We start from the raw sequence: 18,193 nt of genomic DNA on the forward strand, positions 1-18,193 counted from the left end.
GCGGCGATGACTAACGAAAGCTTTGCCGCACTGCTGGCGGCACAAGGTCTAACCGTAGATGACCGGCAGCTGGAGCAGTTTGACCGCTACTTTCATCTCCTGGTCGAGTGGAATGAGCGGATGAACCTGACGGGGATCACCGAGCGTGATGCCGTGTACGAAAAGCACTTTTATGATTCGGCGACGCTGTCTGTCGTGACAGACATGGCCGATGTAGCAAGGATAGCGGATATTGGCTCGGGTGCAGGCTTCCCGAGCCTGCCGCTCAAGATCTGTTTTCCTCACTTGAAGGTGACCATCGTAGATTCGCTCAACAAAAGAATACAATTCCTTCAGCATGTAGCTTCGGAACTCGGTCTGGAGGATGTCGAGTGCGTACATGGACGCGCAGAGGATGTCGCGCGACAGAAGGAGCACAGGGACCAGTATGATCTTGTCACGGCGAGAGCGGTCGCTCGTCTGGCTGCATTGAACGAGTTATGCTTGCCGTTTGCTCGGTCTGGCGGTGTGTTCGCGGCGATGAAGGGAACGGACCCCCGGGAAGAGGTAGACGAAGCGCAGCGCAGTCTGCGTGAGCTCAAAGGCAAGGTCCGGCAGATCATCCCGATGAAGCTGCCGCTGGAGCAGTCGGAACGTCATGTTATCCTGATCGACAAACTAGCGACCCCGCGCACTTACCCCCGCAAGGCGGGTACGCCGGTGAAGACGCCGCTGCTATAGATTATAGAAATGTTGAACGATCTCTATAAAGGGGGATCTTCCCATGTTCATCAAGCACTGGCGAAGGGTCAGGTTGCTGCAGAGGCTTATCATTCTTATTATCGCTTTTCTTATTGTGCCGGTACTAGTTACCGGTTATTTTTTGTTCTCCAAAAGCCTTCAGCTGGCGCAAAATGAGAGCCGCGAAATGTTGGAAAAAGTCATGTATCAGTTGAATGAAAACATCGAATACCGGATAACGGGCTACCAAAATATTATGATGCAGATGGCTTTGGATCCTCGAATCACAACCACATTGACACAACAGTACGATTCACTCGAAGACGTAGTGATGTCGCTTCAACAGTTGAATGCTGTGACTAACCGAATTCGTGCCTATTTCCCCATGAGAAAGGTGCAGTTCTACAAGACCAATCCCTCCTTGAACGCAGATGGCGGCGTCGTCCTGAACATGGAGCAAGCGGAAGCCTATTCATGGTTTCATCCGATGGAACGGGTGGACAAGCAGTTCTACTGGCATTTCAATTGGGAAGGGCCGGAGCCACAGCCTGCGTTGCATTTGAGCAAATGGATGATAGACTACTTAACCAATGAACGGTTTGGAATCGTGCATATTGAAGTAACAAATCAAGCGCTGCTCAGCCAATTGTTCAATCCGTTGGAGTTTAAAAAAGGCAACGTTATCATAACGGATCAGAACGGGAGATCACTCATTAGATACAATAATGAGCAACCGGGCTTTGCCGTAAACGAGCTTCCTTATTATCAGCAGGTGTTCGAGGCGGAGAAGGGATCCTTTTCAGCCAAAATCGAAGGAGAACAAAGTATGGTCATGTTTGAGACCAACCGGCTCGGCTGGAAGATCATTACGGTCGTCACGCAGGAGGAGCTGTGGCAGCAGCTGCGGCTTGTACGGAGTGCGGCGATTGCGGTCAGCATCCTGTTCGTCGTACTCACCCTGACGGTTTTGGTAGGCTTCGGCAGAAGGATCTCGAACCGCTTGAATGCTCTGATCCGGCAGATGCGCAAGGTGAGGGACGGCGATCTGGGCTTGAGCACCGTCGTCCACGGCCAGGACGAGCTTGCCGATGTGGAGGAAGAGTTCAATAGCATGACTATCCGATTGAATCAATCGCTGAAGGATAGCGCAGAGGCCCGGATCGCTGCGGAGACAGAAAAGCTTCGTCTGCTGCAGGCGCAGATCAATCCACACTTCCTTTACAATACATTGGCTCTTGTCAAAAGTATGGCCATGGATGTAAAATCAGCAGAAATCAGCGGAACCATCGATGCACTTGCGAAATTTTTCCGTCTTGCGCTCAATCGGGGAGGCGACAGGTTGTCCATGCGCGATGAGCTCGATCATGTACGCGCTTACCTCGAGATCCATAACTGGCGTTACCCCGGCCGGTTGCAGACGGTATGGGAGATTGAGGACGACGTCTTGGATTGCCGGATCGTCAAGATCACGTTGCAGCCGCTTGTAGAGAACGCCCTGCAGCATGCTTTCAAACACAGCGGCGGCCGGGGCTGTATAACGATCCAAGCTGGGCTGCTCGAAGGTCGCCTATGGATCGCGATCACTGATGACGGAACAGGAATGGATGAGGACCAGCTGCATGCGCTTCAAGCCAGGCTGAGTGGGATTGGTCCCCGCAACCCAAAAGAAGAGGGGAGCAGCGGCGGCTTTGGACTATCCAATGTCAACGAGCGTCTGAAGAGACACTATGGTGAAGCCTACCGCATGGATATCCATAGCTCGAGCGGTAACGGCACGACGGTTCGTCTGGAGATCCCGCAGTCCTTCTGACGAAGGAGATGCATAGCGAGCGGATCATAAGGGGGAGGAAGCTATGGAGATCAAGGTATATGTCGTGGATGATGAGGAAAGACAGCGAAAATCCATTATCCGGCATGTGGACTGGAAGCGATACCGTATGCGGGTAACAGGCGAAGCGGAAGCGGCAGAGGAAGCGATCCGGCTGGCTTATGCAGATCCGCCGGATGTACTGATTACGGATATCCGGATGCTGGGGATGGACGGGTTGCAATTGTCAGCCGCCATGCGTGCCGCCAATCATAACCTGCGGGTCATTATGATTACGGGTTATGAGGAGTTCGAGTATGCGAGGGCGGCTGTAGGTCTTGGTGTGGATGCTTTCTTGGTGAAGCCGGTGCTGTTTGACGAGTTGGAAGGGATATTGCAGGAGATCAGCATGTCGATTCAATCGGCATGGGCAAAAAGCGAGGAAGAACAACGCTTGAAGGCGCAGCTGGATACGTTCAGGCCGATGGCCCGCGACAAGTTCCTGCAGGAATTGCTTCACGGACTGATATTGTCAGAGGAGGAGCTCGTGTCACGGTCTTCCAGCTTGAATCTGTTCAGATCCTGTGAGAGGTATCGTGTGATGGTACTGGTGGTAGACATGGATGCCAACCTGCCATTGACTCCTGAAGACCGCCAAAGCTTGTTCGGATCCATCCGCACGGTCGCCGCTTCGAGCCTGGGTGCCGCTCTGGCTGCAGCGACGACCACTCCGCGTGAACATTTGGTCTTGATCTTGCAAAGCGACGCTTCTGCTGTGCTCCAGCAAGAGGCCGAGAAGCTCATGCAATCGATCGGACGGGGAGGTCTTGACATCCCCGGAAGCAGCATTTATGCCGGTCTCGGTCCTGAGGTGACGGAGCCGGGGAAGATCTGCGACAGTTTCCTGCTGGCGCAGCGAGCGGTGAACCAACGTTTGATCAGCGAGGAACGCCAGCTTTATATCTGGGAGCACATCGGTGATCCGGCTTCTGCAACAGGTAAAAGCATCGAGAATCTGATGCAAGAATTTCTGGAAGGGCTGGGGGTCGGAGACAGTCAGACTAGTCTGGGGCTGCTGGGCGAGATCATGCGGGGGATAGCAGGGGATGCGAGTATGGATGGGGCTCAGCTAAGGAGCTTATGCATGCACCTGGTCAGTACTGCCAGTCGGGTCGCAGGGGAGATCGGGGATATCGGCAGCCAGATCGGCACAGAGAAGTCGTTGTGGGAGGAGATGCTCGAGTGCCCGAGTGATTACGAGTTGATGCGGGAGATCGTTCGAATCGTCACCCGCATCTGCGACTTCGTGGCAGAACGTAAAAAAAGCTCTACACAGATGATTATCCAGCATGCGCTTGATTATATGCATGCTCATTATGAAGAGAGCTTGTCGCTGCGCAACGTGGCAGAGCATGTTTTCCTCAGCCCGAACTATGTAGGCGAGTTGTTCCGCACCGAGCTGGGCGTTTCCTTCACCGATCAATTGATCCAGATCCGTGTGAACAAGGCTAAGGAGCTGCTCCAGCTCCCCCAGCTGAAACTGTATGAAGTCGCACAACGTGTGGGGTACCACAATGTAGGTTATTTCACTAATTTATTCAAGAGAATTACCGGGTATACGCCCAAGCAGTATCGGTCTTATATCGGCATTTCCAGTCTGGAGTAAGGGAACAAAATAAAGCAATTGGCGCTCCTAAACCGTTGTAGAAACGGGAGAGGGGCGTTTTTGTTGAAATATAAAGATCGTGCCAGAGTGTAATTTTTCGTGTGATGCGATTATTGAAAGCGCTTCTACAGCGATTTATACTTGGTTTACACATTGCGCATGTGATTCTGCTAAGGCTGATGAACAGCCCGTACCTGAAGGGAGGTTGCCCATCATCATTCGTCGCCTGTCACTCATCAAGCAAAAAGGACTTCTGCCCTTGTACCTCTTTCTCGTACCGGGACTTGTATTGATCATCCTTTTTAACTACATCCCGATTCTAGGGCTGCAGATGGCATTCAAGGATTACAGCTTTCGGGACGGGATTTGGGGAAGCTCATGGGTTGGGCTGCAAAATTTCAAGGAATTTACGGCCAGCTCTGACTTTTGGAGGGCCACAGGGAACACGTTTTTACTGACGGTACTGCGATTGCTGTTCGTATTTCCGACAACAATTGCTCTTGCATTGCTCATCAATGAGGTTCGGCATTATGCTTTTAAACGAACAGTCCAATCCTTCAGCTACCTGCCGCACTTTATATCCTGGATCGTCGTAGTTGGTTTTCTGGATGCCTTTTTGTCGATCGACAGCGGTGCGGCCAACTCGATTCTCAGGAATCTTGGTGTCGATCCGATCGCCTTTATGGGCAGTGAATCCTGGTTTAGACCGGTTTTTATTGTCAGCAGTATGTGGAAAGAATTAGGATGGGGGACCATCTTGTATCTGGCCGCTATCTCAAGCATTAATCCGGTGCTGTACGAAGCGGCTGTAGTAGATGGAGCGGGGCGCTTTACCCAGATGCGCTATATCACGCTTCCTGCGATCGTACCGATCATCTCAATTGTGCTCATCCTGACGATCCCCGGATTGCTCAGCGTCGGCATCGACCAGATCTACGCGATGATTAATCCGGCGAATATTGCAGTCGCGGAAGTTATCGACACCTATGTGCTCCGGCTCGGCATCGGGCAGGCTCAGTACTCCATGACGACAGCGATCGGATTGGTCATGAGTGTCATTTCCATGGTCCTGCTGCTCCTTACCAACTCCATCTCCAAACGGATAGGCGGGGAAGGCCTATGGTAAATCGCATGACGCCGGGAGACCGGATATTCACACTGATTAACGGCCTGATCCTCACTATCTTTGCGTTTCTATGTGCCTATCCGTTATGGTATATATTTATCTTATCTTTGAATGAAGGCAGGGACGCCGCGCTCGGCGGCATCTATTGGTGGCCGAGATCCTTCACATTGGACAACTTCCGAGTCATTCTTGCAGATAAGACAGTCATCAATGCGTTCTGGATTACAGTCAGCCGTACGGTTATCGGTACGGTGTTGTCTCTACTGGTTACATCGATGGTTGCCTACCCTTTGTCACGCAGGGAACTGCCTGGACGCAACAAGCTATTATTTGTTTTTTTGTTCATCATGCTATTTAGCGGCGGTCTCATTCCGTTCTACATCCAGTTGGTCAATCTGGGCCTCATCAATAATTTCTGGGTGTATATTTTCCCGAGTCTGTTCAGCGTCTGGAATATGTTCGTTATGAAGACGTCATTTCAGAACAACATCCCCGAGAGCGTCATCGAGTCGATGAAGATCGACGGCGCCGGCTACACCCGTGTCTACTTCAGCGTGGTGCTGCCGTTCTCCAAACCGCTGCTGGCGGCCTTGGGCCTGTTCACAGCTGTAGGGCATTGGAACGATTGGTTCACAGGCGCGTTCTTCGTGCATGACATCTCGCTACAACCGCTGCCGACCTATCTGCAGCGCGTGATGAGTACGGTGGAAGCGAGCAATATGATCAGCTCCACGCAATTTAACCAAGCCCGTGAAGCAAGTATGTACAATCCCGATGCCGTAACGTCCAAATCCGTAAGGATGGCTACAACAGTCGTGACCATTTTACCGATTTTGTTTATTTACCCGTTTTTGCAGAAATATTTTGTCAAAGGCGTATTGATCGGCTCCGTGAAAGAGTAGAGCCGCAAGCATTTGAAAATTAGGGGGATAAACGATGATTGCCAATAAGAAAATGAGACGTGTGCTGCGGACTTCTGTCGTGGTCATGACAGCAGTGGCGCTGGCCGCTTGCACCAATCAGGGGAGCAGCACAGAAGGCTCCCAGGGAGAGACGGAGACACCGCCTTCCTATTCGCTTTATGTTCCCGCGCTCACTACACCCGTGAATCTGGACGGCAGGATTACCCAGGAAGTGATGCAACGCTCCGGCGTTCAATGGGAGAATGTCGAGATCGGCAATGGCGGCGACCTTGCCCAGCAGATCAATCTTAAGCTGGTTGGCGGCAGCTTCCCGGATGCCATCGTCCTGCCATCAGATAGTGTCCTATGGTCCCGTTTGATTGATGAGAACCGTTTGCTGCCCTTGGACGATTATTTCGAAAATGAAAGCGAATACCCGAATCTGGCCAAGATAGACAATCGAATTATCGACAATTGGCGCGCTTCTGACGGTCATATCTATTTTATCCCATCCAATTATGAGCCTTACGTCGATGAGCCGTCGGCCTGGCAAGGGAATGCCCAGGGGCTGTGGGTGAACGACACCTTGCTGGAGAAAGTCGGCATGACAAGGGACGATCTACGGTCGATAGAGGGGTTTGAGCAGTATCTGCAAGCTGCCAAAGGAGAGCAGGATGGGCAAGGACGACCGATCATCCCGCTGTCGCTCGGAGGCGAGAACTTCGCAGGTCTGGAAGTGGTCATGTCCATGTTCGGCGTTCGCAGCAGCGGGAATGGGTGGAACGAACAGGAGGACGGCACGGTGATCCCCGATTATCAGATGCCGGAATTCAAAGAAGCATTCCGCTGGTTGAACCGCATGCACCTGCAGGGGCTGCTTGATCCGGAAACTTCCTTTCATAAGAAGGATCTATTCGTGGAGAAAGTGAACAACCTGCGTTTCGGGGCGATGTTATTCGCAGGATGGGACAATCCGAATCTTACGCTTATGCAGAGCAATAATATCCCCAACTCTACTCCGATCAAAACTTTGGAAGAGCAAGGGTTCCCGGACAATTGGTTCAGTCCGACCTACCTGCCGGTAAATGAAGGTGCAGAGCTGGCCCAATATGCCAATTTCAATCCGTTTGGCAACAATGGAACCGGCCTCAGTGCAGACATCAGCAATCCTGACGCTTTGATGAAGGCTATCGATTGGATGCAGACCGAGGAAGCCTTTATCCTCATGGAGTATGGGACAGAGGAGATGGGCGCCTTTACGATGGAAGATGACGTCGTGGTTGTCAACGACGAGGTATTCCGTGGACCAGAATTCTGGGGAGGCGGTTCGGGAGGCATGGCCAGCGTCACGGAGCACGGGTTCTGGTGGTGGAAGCATCTGGCCAGTGTGGGGAATACACACATCAAAACGTTGGAGCCGCCATGGCCGGCCAACAATGCGATGCTTTACAAAGCAGAAGAAATCAATCGCGAACAGGGCACCTTCGACCTGATTCCTGCATCAAGCCGGATCCGCCCGATCATCGGCGGCGCGGTGGAGAAGTACAGCCCCGTGCAGAATGACATTCGACTTCAATATTATGCTCGTCTGCTACTCGCTGAAAATGAGCAAATGTTTGACAATGCCTATAACCAGTTCTTGAACGAGATGAAGGTCCGCGGTCATGATGAGGAAACGATCGCCGAGTTTAATGAGCAATTTCAGGCCTATAGCGAAACCCCGGCTGGAAAGATTACCGTGGACATCAAACGGAGCTTGCCGCGCAATGTTTACGAAGATCAGCCAGCTGTCATTGGGGAATAAGGGAAATCGGAGTGATAATCGTTGAATCAAGTCAATATCATTAATTTTATCCGCGGAGTTGAACCAAGAGAATCGATAGATCTTGTCGAGCCCGTTCGTGAGCAGCTTGCCCTGGTGCGAAAGCACAAACTGCCTGCCACCTGGCTGCTCCAGTACGATGCTTTGATTGACTCTCGCTTTACGGAGATGCTGCATGATACGGATCCGCTGCAGGAGATCGGAATATGGTTTGAAGTTGTACAGCCGATGGCTGAGAAAGCGGGGATCCCATGGCGGGGACGCTATCCGTGGGACTGGCATTCGCATGTAGGGTTCTCTGTCGGCTATACCCCGGAAGAGCGTGAACGGCTGGCCGATGTGGTGATGACAGAGTTCCACAACAAGTTTGGTTACTATCCGCAGTCTGTCGGTTCCTGGTTCATCGACGCTCATCTGCTCGCCTATCTGTCCGACAAATATCAGATCGTTGCTTCTTGCAATTGCAAGGATCAGTGGGGGACGGACGGCTACACGCTCTGGGGTGGCTACTATAACCAAGCCTACTATGCCAGCCGGCGCAACGGATTCATGCCCGCGCAGACGGCTGACAACCAGATTCCTGTACCTATCTTCCGTATGCTGGGAAGCGATCCGATCTATCAGTATGAAGCCAAGCTAGGGTCAAATGGCCAAAGCGTCATTACCCTCGAACCGGTGTATGCCACTCACGAAGGGGGCGGGGGGATACCGGACTGGGTACGTTGGTTCTTCGACGTCAACTTCAGACCGGAGCAGGTCTCCTTCGGCTATGCGCAGGTAGGGCAGGAGAATTCATTCGGCTGGGAGCTGATCAAGAGCGGATTCAAGGATCAGATCGAGCGATTGGTCGAATTGCAAGCGGCGGATAGACTCGCAGTGGTCACGTTAGCAGAGTCTGGCAGATGGTTCCGGCGCCGGTATCCGCTGACACCAGCCTCCTCCATCAGCGCACTGACTGACTGGAAAGAAGAGGGGCATCAATCGATCTGGTACTGCTCTCGCTTCTATCGGGCCAATCTGCTGCGGAAGCATGGGGAGTTACGGGTGCGCGATATCCATCTGTTCGACGAAAATTACGAGGAACGATACCTGAACGCAGTATGCGAAGAGCGGGACAGCAGATATGATACGCTGCCGATCGTGGACGGGGCCCAGTGGAGCGACGACCAGACGATATCGGGGATGTACCCGGTTGTCTATGATGAGGCGGGAGACGAATCGCCGCTGACTGTATGCGACCTCTCCACAGATGAGTCGGTCGCCGGGGAGCTCGCTGTGACGCTGGAGATGGAAGATGGCTCGATCTGGACGATGCATTTCGAAGAGAGGGGCATGACAGTCTCCAGCAACGCTGGAGCATCGAACTGGGGATTGCAGATCGTGTGGGGGGAGACCCCTGAAATGCCTGAGATGCAAGCAGCAGCGGATGGGATTAAGTATGAATATCAGGGTTACTCTTATGCGATTGGTTTGCAAGACGTCAAGGCTGTCGATACGAACCAATGGAGCGTAGTACTGAGACCAGAGGCTAACAGAATAAAAATACAGTTTTAAATAAGCTCCCCTATTTGTGCAGCTACGAGGCATAGATAGGGGTATTTGCTTGAAATTTAATAGCATATGATTTCCTCATCTGCTTGGCTTCTATTTCTCCGGAATGAAACATACTGCGCCGGTGCTTGCGAAGCTAGTTTTGCTTTGCAAAACTGTTAGGCGAAGCCATCCCACCTTGCAGCGACACCTTTCATTCATTATAATTACAGTCTGGGAAGGTGTTTCACGTGGAACATTCCTTTGCCCGCCGGTGACCGTTAGGTCATGAAAGTTTGTGGGGTTATTTTAATTTTTCCAATCGCCTTCGTCAAGCAGGAGAATGCAGGGCGATTGGCGAAATGGTGTAGTCAGCGTGTCACTAGGCGTGTGGAACACGAGAACGATTTAATCTCTCATAGCGCGAACTGACTTTGTTGGAATTCAGAGGATACGGTGAGAGAGTCTGCGAGTCCGTTGGCAGACTCACCGCATTGTGGGATGAACGACAGAGCTTTTCGCTGTCCTTGCGTTGCGCGCAAAGGCGGGCTTTTCTAACAATGAGACCGCAATCGTAACCAGATACTGCCTGGAGGCTATGCACGGGTTGTTCTTCGGGGCGTCTGCACGTGCGACATCTCTATTCTCGACCGTGTGTTCAAGGGGAAGCTGGTGATCCATCCGGAGAGGACACTGGCAAGCATCCGTGAATTAGTAAGAAAGTATATGTTTTATACATCTACTTGGCTTCTATTTCTCCGGAAAGAAAATTGCGACGCCGTGTGCTTACGGAGCCAGTTTTGCTTTGCAAAACGGTTAGGCGAAGCCGTTTCACCTTGAAATATAAGAAAGTATATGTTTTACACATCTACTTGGCTTCTATTTCTCCGGAATGAAACTAGCGACGCCGCCAGAGGACGGCGATAGCCGTTTCACCTTGAATGTACTTAATAGTCGGTATAATGAAATTGGGTGGTAATCAACCATATGAAAGAACAATTTTCGCGCCTATTCGGTCTGGGAGACCGCTCGACCAGTGTTTCCAATCAGGATGAAGTCAAGCAACTGCCCATCGACCAGATTTCCCAGTCCTTATCAGCCGCGCACAATATTTGACGATGAACGAATCGATGAATTGCTCCAGACCATTAAGACGCATGGCGTTATTCAACCCATCGTGGTGCGCATGCGCAACGACCGTTACGAGATTATTGCTGGCGAACGGCGGTTTCGAGCGGTCCGGAAACTGGGTATGGACACCATCCCCGGTATCGTCCGCGAGTTCAATGACAGCCAAGCGGCTTCTATCGCCCTTATCGAGAATCTCCAACGAGAAGGTTTGACTGCTATCGAAGAAGCCTTTGCTTATCAAAAGCTCATTGATCTTCACAATCTAACGCAGGAAAGTCTTGCGCAGCGGCTTGGCAAGAGCCAATCGACAATCGCCAACAAGATCCGGCTCCTCAATCTGTCCGACCCGGTAAAGGAAGCTTTGATCGGTCGCAAGATTACCGAGCGGCATGCTCGCGCGCTGTTAGCACTTGAGACGCCGGAGCTGCAGTTCAAGGTGCTGGAGGATATCCTCACGAAGGACCTCAACGTCAAACAGACGGAAGCGCGAGTAGCTTTCTACAAAGAAACCAGCAAGCTTAAAAAAACCAAACGTATCTCCTTTACAAAGGACGTCCGGCTGGCTGTGAATACGATCCGACAATCCATCGAGATGGTATCCGGTTCGGGACTAAAGATAAAAACCGATGAAAAGGATGCCGAAGATCATTACGAAATTGTCATTCGCATCCCTAAGCGTTGATGAACCGCAGCACTTTGCAAGAAAATGTTGCATGCATTTGCCGTCCTGGCTAAGGACGGCTAAATCGCTTGTACGCGGTCTGTCATCAACGGCTATATTATGAAAGACTCGAGGTGAGCCGGTTTGTCCAAAATCATTGCCATTACGAACCAGAAGGGTGGCGTCGGGAAGACGACGACTTCTGTCAACCTGGGTGCTTCATTGGCCTCGCTGGGCAGGCGTGTGCTGTTGGTCGACATCGATCCGCAAGGCAACACGACTAGCGGAATAGGGATTAATAAGGGCGACGTCACGAATTGCATCTATGATGTGCTTATTAATGAAGTTCATCCCAAGGACGCAATGGCTGAGACGAAGATTCCCAATCTTACGATTATCCCGGCCACGATTCAGTTGGCGGGAGCAGAGATCGAACTGGTGCCGACGATCTCCCGTGAAGTGCGCTTGAAAAAGGCGTTGCATCAAGTGAAGCACATGTTTGATTATATTCTGATCGACTGTCCGCCGTCACTTGGTATCCTGACGATCAATTCGTTGACGGCGGCAGACTCGGTCATCATACCAATCCAGTGTGAATACTATGCTTTAGAAGGGCTCAGTCAGCTGTTGAATACAGTGAGACTGGTGCAAAAGCACCTGAATACAACGCTTCAAATAGAAGGCGTATTGCTGACCATGTTCGATGCGAGAACGAACCTCGGGATGCAAGTGATCGAAGAGGTAAAAAAATACTTTCAACAAAAAGTGTACCAGACGATCATCCCTCGCAATGTGCGGCTGAGTGAGGCGCCTTCTCACGGTCAATCCATCATCACGTATGACCCCAGGTCCAAAGGGGCGGAGGTCTATCTTGAATTGGCGAAGGAAGTGATAACCTATGAGCAAGCGGCTAGGTAGAGGGCTGGATGCTCTTATCCCGTCTCTGTCTGTAAATGATGATGACAAAGTAATTGAAATTCAACTGACACAGCTTCGCCCGAACCCATATCAGCCTCGCAAAACCTTTGATGACGACTCGATCAAAGAACTGGCTGAGTCAATCAAGCAGCATGGCGTCATCCAGCCGATTATCGTTCGGAGTGTATTGAAGGGTTATGAGATCATTGCCGGAGAACGTCGTTTCCGAGCTTCGAAGTTGATCGGAGCAGACACAGTCCCGGCTGTCGTCCGCTCATTTACAGATCAGCAAGTTATGGAGATCGCGCTTATCGAAAACCTGCAGCGGGAGGATCTCAACGCGATTGAGATTGCGATTGCATACCAGGCCTTATTGGATAAGTTTGATTTGACCCAGGAAGAACTTTCCTTAAAGGTCGGCAAATCCCGGTCGCATATTGCAAACTTCGTCCGCTTGCTGTCCCTGCCACCTGAGATCAAGGACAATGTTTCACGTGGAACATTGTCCATGGGGCACGCAAGGGCGCTCGCCGGCGTCAAGGAAGATGCGCAGAAGAAAGAACTGGCAAGGTTGGCGTTGGATAACGAGTGGAGCGTGCGCGATCTGGAGGAAGCGATTCAGTCGCTGAGCCAGAAGAAAGAAGACCCGGTCCGGTCTGCAAAAGCAAAAAAACGTGATCCTTACTTAGAAAACATCGAAGAAACCTTACGGGAACGTTTCAAGACGACGGTGAAGATCAAACAACAAAAAGACAAGGGTCGCATCGAATTGTTGTACTACAACAAACAGGATCTGGAACGATTGCTGGAGCTGCTGGAGAGACTGGCTTAATTCACTTCCCTTAGGGCATGCCTGAGTTGTTTTCTTTCTGTGGAAAGATTAAACTAAGGTATGCTTTTCTTTTTGTGTTTTCGCACGGAAATTGAGCTGAAACAGGGATTGCGAAAGGTCGTGATAACGTGAAGCAAGAAAGGCCACTCATCTACCTGGACCACGCAGCAACGTCTTGGCCGAAGCCGCCAGAGGTCCTTGAGGCGGTCTATAGGGCTATGAAAGAAGAAGCGGCCAATCCTGGCAGGGGGAGTCATCAGATGGCTGTTAAAGCGAGTCGAGTGTTATTCGATACGCGTAAACAGTTGGCTAGCTTATTCAATATCAAAAATCCCAATGACATAGCGTTTAGTCTAAATACAACGGGTGCACTAAACCTTGCTATCAAAGGCTACGCCAAACCGGGAGATCATCTTATCGCCACAGCGGTGGAACATAACTCGGTAAGAAGACCGTTGGAGTATCTGAAACAGACTCGCAATGTTGAAGTGAGCTATATAGAAACAGATGCAAAGGGTAACCTTGATCCGTCACGGGTCAAAGGGGCGATCCGTCCTGAAACGACGATGATCATCGCCAATCATAGCTCCAATCTCCTTGGCAGCATCTTGCCAATTGTGGAGCTGGGTGAGATCGCCAAGAGTCATAATCTGCGTTTGCTGGTCGATGCTGCGCAAAGTGCCGGTGTGCTGGATATCGATGTCAGAGGAATGGGGATCGATATGCTTGCTTTTCCGGGGCATAAGGGACTGCTGGGTCCTCAGGGAACGGGAGGCCTGTATATCAGTCCGGAGGTTGATCTGGAACCGCATATGCACGGAGGGACAGGCAGTCAGTCGGAGGCGCCGGATCAGCCCTCGATTCGTCCTGATCGTTATGAGGCAGGTACACAGAATACACCGGGTCTCGCCGGACTCCGGGAAGGGGCTGTGTTCATAAAGCAAATGACGGTTAAGCGGATCTATGAACATGAGTGGCAGCTGACACAGCGGATGATGGAAGGGTTAATGCGGATCAACGGTGTCCGTGTACTGGGGCCGGAGCAAGGCGAACCACGGACAGGCATTGTCTCATTTGTTCTGGAGAAGGCTGATCCGTCCGAGATTGCGTTCATCCTGGATCAGCATTATGGCATTGCCGTAAGATCAGGATATCATTGCACGCCGCAAGCACACCATTGCGCGGGCACCAATGATACAGGAGCAGTGAGAGCCAGCGTGGGCTGCTATACGAGTGAGGCGGATGCGGATGCGTTAGTCTCAGCGATCCAAGAGATCAGCAGCCATTATTGATTGCAACGTAGAGCAAATGGGGAAGTGAGGATTACAATGGGAGATATCTCGGCAGTACAGATCGGTGGATTAGTTATAGCAATGATGTTATTTGTGTTGTTCCTGTGGAATTTGGTGTTGACTGTGAAGTTCAATCGGGTAAAGAGACAATATCGGCGGATGATGGATAGTGTCGGTATCGATAATCTGGAGGGACTGCTGACAGATATCCAGGATCGAATGAGTGGTCTGCGCGAACGTCAGCAGCTTCAGGAAGCGGAGATCAACGCGATCGCCCAAGCATTCGGTCAATTCAAAGGTCATATTGGATTCCACCGGTACAACGCATTTGCCGAGCAAGGCAATGACTTGAGTTTTTCCCTGGCGCTTATCAACGCCCAGCAGGACGGTGTGGTTCTCAGCGGCCTGCACAGTCGGGACGAGACGTATGTTTATGCCAAGCCGCTGTCAGGGGGAGAGTCGCCTTACGCGCTCACACCGGAAGAAAAACATGCGATTACTCTTGCGTTGCAGCAGTCATAGAGGTCGGACGGACAGAGAGAATGCTGTGAAGCAAGCTTCCGGAGATGAGATCCGCCATCTGCATGACTAGATGAAGGCGGGTGTTCTGGAGGACGAAGTATTCCATAAAACCGCCGACATTGACGATCCCTGTCATATGAAGCTCGCCCACAGGGGGGAGATCCTTGTTAACCCCCGCGCCTGGTCTGACCGGACCTTGACCCAACTGGATGCAGCCGATACTAGAGACTTGGCCCAGACAAGCATCAATACCGATGATGTAGGGGGAGGAGTGCTTGTAGTCGATCTCATCCAGCGTATCCTGGAGGTTGAGCGCGTGCACAGGCGCCTCTAGCGTGCCGTAGATATGAAAAAGAGGGCTGCGCGATTTGGACAGCGCCGATCCAACCAACGGTCCGAGGGCATCACCGGTCGATCGGTCGGTACCGATGCAGACGATGGCGAGCTGTCGATCGCGGCCGAGCTGACTGAGATGGCTGGTCAGACGATCCGTGAGGATGGACTGTACGTTTGGTTCGGTATAAGCGATTTTCAGGGGCAGATCATGACGGGCTGCTAGTTTCATAGGATCCCTCCGGCTGAATAGTGTGTTACTAGTATATGGACAGGCCAGCAGTTTTATACTAGGAGAGGAAGTTCAAAAAGTTCGAAGGCCCAGGCGGCCAGGAAAGGACGGCAGCAATGCTGATCGCATTTGATTCTACCCAGCAGGCGCTTCGGGCTGAGATGCTGCTGGAATATGCGGAGATTGAGATTGATCTCGCTCCGACTCCCAAAGAGATCACGGCTGGATGCGCACTCTGTATTCACTTTCCAGAGGACCAGCTTACCAAGGTTGCTCGGATCATCTCGGATGAACAGGTGGAGATCCGAGGGATATTTCGCAAGACGGAGGATGGTTACGGCACCGTCTAACGTTCAGAGTGATGTCGCAATGGAGGAGGCTGAGCGTGATGAAAAGCTGGTGGGTGGCTTCACTAGCGCTTGATACGATCAATGATCGTTTTGTGAGTTGGCTGCGTAATGAGGAGATGTGGACCAATTTCGGCACTTCGCTGATTCGGATCGCATTCATCCTTCTGATCAGCTGGATTGTCATTTGGATCGCTAACAAGGCGATCAATGCCTCATTCATCAATCGAGAGTCCAAACGACTGGCGGTACAGACACGCAGGATGCGGACGCTGGGGAAGCTGCTTAAAAATGTGGTGTCCTATGTCATTCACTTTGTCAGTGTGTTGCTGATTCTCTCGGAGTTTAATGTGAATCTAGGCCCGCTGCTGGCTGGCGCCGGGGTTGTGGGCTTGGCCATCGGCTTCGGGGCGCAAAGCCTGGTAAAAGACATTATTACCGGCTTCTTCATCATTCTTGAGGATCAATTTGCAGTAGGCGATACAATCCAGACTGGCAGCTTCAAAGGCACTGTTGAAATGATCGGGCTGCGTTCAACCCGAATAATCAGCTGGACCGGGGAATTGCACATTATCCCGAACGGGTCGATCAATGAGGTCACCAATTTCTCGCTGCGCAACTCGCTGGCGGTAGTCGATATCGTCGTTCCCGTGGGAGACGGTATCGAGGAAGTTATGGATTTGTTAAAGAATACGGTAAAAGGAATCCAGGACCCTAATCTGATGGGTGAACCGCAGGTGCTGGGCGTCCAGCAGATCGCAACTGCAGGCACCACTTTGCGGATAATCGCCGAATGCCGCCCCAATGCGCATGCTGAGATCGCTACGGTGATCAACTCGGCTGTACGGAGGGCACTGGATATCCGGGCGGCCGAAATCGAACGGGCGACATCGTAACAGGTGGATAGAGAGGAGGAAGCAAGGTGGAGCGCAAAACGTTCGAGCTGGGGGATGTCGTGCAGATGAAGAAGCAGCATCCCTGCGGCACCAATGAGATGGAGATCATCCGCATGGGGATGGATATCCGGATCAAGTGTGTAGGCTGCAAGCACAGTGTCCTGATCCCGCGGGCCAAGTTTGAGAAGAACCTGAAGAAAGTACTGCGTTCCAAAGCCGACCAGGCAGCTGACGAAGGAACGGATGCAGGTCCGGGGCAAGCTTGAGGGCTAAGGCTGTTCAGGGTCAAAATAAATTGTTGCATACTACGGCTTGTTTATGATAAAATAATCTTCGTGTCCGATATGGAAAGGTACCCAAGAGGCCCAAGGGGGCTGACTCGAAATCAGCTAGGCGGTTCAGGCCGTGCGTGGGTTCGAATCCCACCCTTTCCGCCATCTTCCTGCAGGAAGAGATGAGACACCCGATCTTACCAACAGACATCCTTTACGCTTGTAGCGTAGAGGATTTTTTTGTGGTTTAGGAAATGATGCAACACTTTAACATGTGGATAAGTGGGTTGATGGAATGTGGAAGAAGACCGCGGAGGGTAGTGCTCGCTCACGAACGGACACAGTAGCACCTATTTCGAGCATGGGCGTGTTTGTAGAGCTGCTTGCGGACAGAGGATCCGTTATCGGTCTGTAAACGAGGGCTAACGGGCATCAAACCAGCAAATAACGGATCGTCAGTCCGCAGGGCCGGTTTCTGGCGGGTTTTGTGCAAAACAGAGCCTATTGTGTCCGTATCGCAGTGACAACCTGCGTGAGCAGGTTTGTTGTTGCTCAGGTGAAGAAAAGCGCTTTGCTGTCTTCACAGACAACAAGGCGCTTTTCGGGTGGACGGTGATGTATTCGGTACGTGAAATGCTCCAGCTTGTGCTTGTCCCAATGCGCCCATCGCTTCCATTCGACGGTTAGGTGCTTCAGATCGGTATCTTCACCACTACGCTTTGATTCAGTACACTACCGTTACGGTTTCACTTGCGGTTGTTTCGCCATTCAGGTCCAACGGAACCACACCTCTCATGGAACACCGTCCGAGCTTAGATTGTGCAGAGTAGTTATCGTTTATGCACCAGGAAGAGAAGTTTAATTTCGTTTCATCTTCACCCATTTGCGGTCTTTTTTCGACGTTTCCGGGAAGCGCTGCCCCTCCTCCAGTTCGATCTGGTGCGGGTTTTCAATGCCCATATGGTAGTCGTTGTCGCCCACCTCGATGTACTTTCCATGATTGGGGGCACGATCGCCCGGATTGAATTTGGTCCATTCACCCATGCTGTTCGCCTCCACGAATAGGATGTCATTGCGAGTCTGCGCGGCCTATGCGCAGATACGCCATGCCTATGTAGTGTTAGCAGCGTTCAAGATGATCATGCGAAGCCGACGGCAGTTAAGAAGAAAGCTTGCAATAGCCC

The 18,193-nt window shown here is 51.6% G+C and carries 16 protein-coding genes, 1 tRNA gene and 1 pseudogene; 16 read left to right on the top strand and 2 right to left on the bottom strand.

Annotation, left to right across the window (positions count from 1 at the left end):
- The first annotated feature begins 6 nt into the window (after nt 1-6).
- The 12 genes and pseudogenes from rsmG to ABC336_RS15040 all read left to right on the top strand — a co-directional run bounded on the left by rsmG (nt 7) and on the right by ABC336_RS15040 (nt 14,929).
- A complete protein-coding gene (gene rsmG, locus ABC336_RS14985) occupies nt 7-720 on the top strand; it encodes a 16S rRNA (guanine(527)-N(7))-methyltransferase RsmG (RefSeq protein ID WP_413239392.1) in 714 nt (237 codons plus the stop codon).
- Nucleotides 721-763: 43 nt separating this feature from the next.
- Nucleotides 764-2,530, top strand: a complete 1,767-nt coding sequence (locus ABC336_RS14990; RefSeq protein ID WP_413239393.1) for a sensor histidine kinase — start codon at nt 764-766, stop codon at nt 2,528-2,530.
- Between the two features lie 43 nt (nt 2,531-2,573).
- Complete coding sequence (locus tag ABC336_RS14995; protein ID WP_413239394.1) at nt 2,574-4,193, top strand: response regulator transcription factor; 1,620 nt, start codon at nt 2,574-2,576, stop codon at nt 4,191-4,193.
- Nucleotides 4,194-4,398: 205 nt separating this feature from the next.
- Complete coding sequence (locus tag ABC336_RS15000) at nt 4,399-5,319, top strand: ABC transporter permease (protein ID WP_413239395.1); 921 nt, start codon at nt 4,399-4,401, stop codon at nt 5,317-5,319.
- Entirely contained in the window at nt 5,313-6,221 is a 909-nt protein-coding gene (locus tag ABC336_RS15005; RefSeq protein WP_413239396.1) for a carbohydrate ABC transporter permease, read from the top strand. The genes ABC336_RS15000 and ABC336_RS15005 overlap by 7 nt, the downstream gene beginning before the upstream one ends.
- A 34-nt stretch (nt 6,222-6,255) precedes the next feature.
- Nucleotides 6,256-8,025: an extracellular solute-binding protein gene (locus ABC336_RS15010; RefSeq protein WP_413239397.1), complete on the top strand. Its 1,770-nt coding sequence runs from the start codon at nt 6,256-6,258 to the stop codon at nt 8,023-8,025.
- A gap of 21 nt (nt 8,026-8,046) precedes the next feature.
- Complete coding sequence (locus ABC336_RS15015; protein WP_413239398.1) at nt 8,047-9,597, top strand: hypothetical protein; 1,551 nt, start codon at nt 8,047-8,049, stop codon at nt 9,595-9,597.
- Between the two features lie 963 nt (nt 9,598-10,560).
- Nucleotides 10,561-11,386 (top strand): annotated as a pseudogene (noc, locus tag ABC336_RS15020) (nucleoid occlusion protein).
- A gap of 123 nt (nt 11,387-11,509) precedes the next feature.
- A complete protein-coding gene (locus tag ABC336_RS15025) occupies nt 11,510-12,283 on the top strand; it encodes a ParA family protein (RefSeq protein ID WP_413239399.1) in 774 nt (257 codons plus the stop codon).
- Nucleotides 12,264-13,115: a ParB/RepB/Spo0J family partition protein gene (locus ABC336_RS15030; RefSeq protein ID WP_413239400.1), complete on the top strand. Its 852-nt coding sequence runs from the start codon at nt 12,264-12,266 to the stop codon at nt 13,113-13,115. Before ABC336_RS15025 ends, ABC336_RS15030 begins: the two co-directional genes overlap by 20 nt.
- A 128-nt stretch (nt 13,116-13,243) precedes the next feature.
- The gene (locus tag ABC336_RS15035) at nt 13,244-14,407 is read left to right on the top strand and encodes an aminotransferase class V-fold PLP-dependent enzyme (protein WP_413239401.1); all 1,164 of its coding nucleotides are present in this window, start codon (nt 13,244-13,246) and stop codon (nt 14,405-14,407) included.
- 81 nt (nt 14,408-14,488) lie between these two features.
- On the top strand, nt 14,489-14,929 hold the full coding sequence (locus ABC336_RS15040; protein ID WP_413239402.1) for a DUF4446 family protein: 441 nt from the start codon (nt 14,489-14,491) through the stop codon (nt 14,927-14,929).
- Here the strand turns inward: ABC336_RS15040 and yyaC are convergent.
- Nucleotides 14,904-15,494, bottom strand: coding sequence for a spore protease YyaC (yyaC, locus tag ABC336_RS15045; protein WP_413239403.1), 591 nt, complete (start codon nt 15,492-15,494; stop codon nt 14,904-14,906). The genes ABC336_RS15040 and yyaC overlap by 26 nt on opposite strands.
- 116 nt (nt 15,495-15,610) lie before the next feature.
- Here yyaC and ABC336_RS15050 point away from each other — a divergent pair, with 116 nt between their 5' ends.
- From ABC336_RS15050 to ABC336_RS15065, 4 genes are all read left to right on the top strand, one after another.
- Nucleotides 15,611-15,844 carry a putative Se/S carrier protein gene (locus ABC336_RS15050; protein WP_413239404.1) on the top strand — a complete coding sequence of 78 codons (234 nt, stop codon included), beginning with the start codon at nt 15,611-15,613 and terminating at the stop codon, nt 15,842-15,844.
- 38 nt (nt 15,845-15,882) lie between these two features.
- On the top strand, nt 15,883-16,737 hold the full coding sequence (locus ABC336_RS15055) for a mechanosensitive ion channel family protein (RefSeq protein WP_413239405.1): 855 nt from the start codon (nt 15,883-15,885) through the stop codon (nt 16,735-16,737).
- Nucleotides 16,738-16,763: 26 nt separating this feature from the next.
- A complete protein-coding gene (locus ABC336_RS15060) occupies nt 16,764-17,003 on the top strand; it encodes a DUF951 domain-containing protein (RefSeq protein ID WP_413239406.1) in 240 nt (79 codons plus the stop codon).
- An 80-nt stretch (nt 17,004-17,083) separates the two neighbouring features.
- Nucleotides 17,084-17,174 (top strand) — tRNA-Ser (locus ABC336_RS15065).
- Between the two features lie 693 nt (nt 17,175-17,867).
- Here ABC336_RS15065 and ABC336_RS15070 read toward each other — a convergent pair.
- On the bottom strand, nt 17,868-18,053 hold the full coding sequence (locus tag ABC336_RS15070) for a YjzC family protein (RefSeq protein ID WP_413239407.1): 186 nt from the start codon (nt 18,051-18,053) through the stop codon (nt 17,868-17,870).
- Nucleotides 18,054-18,193 lie beyond the last annotated feature (140 nt).

It is taken from the genome of Paenibacillus jepli (assembly GCF_047238105.1).
In the GTDB taxonomy this organism is placed as follows: domain Bacteria; phylum Bacillota; class Bacilli; order Paenibacillales; family Paenibacillaceae; genus Paenibacillus_D.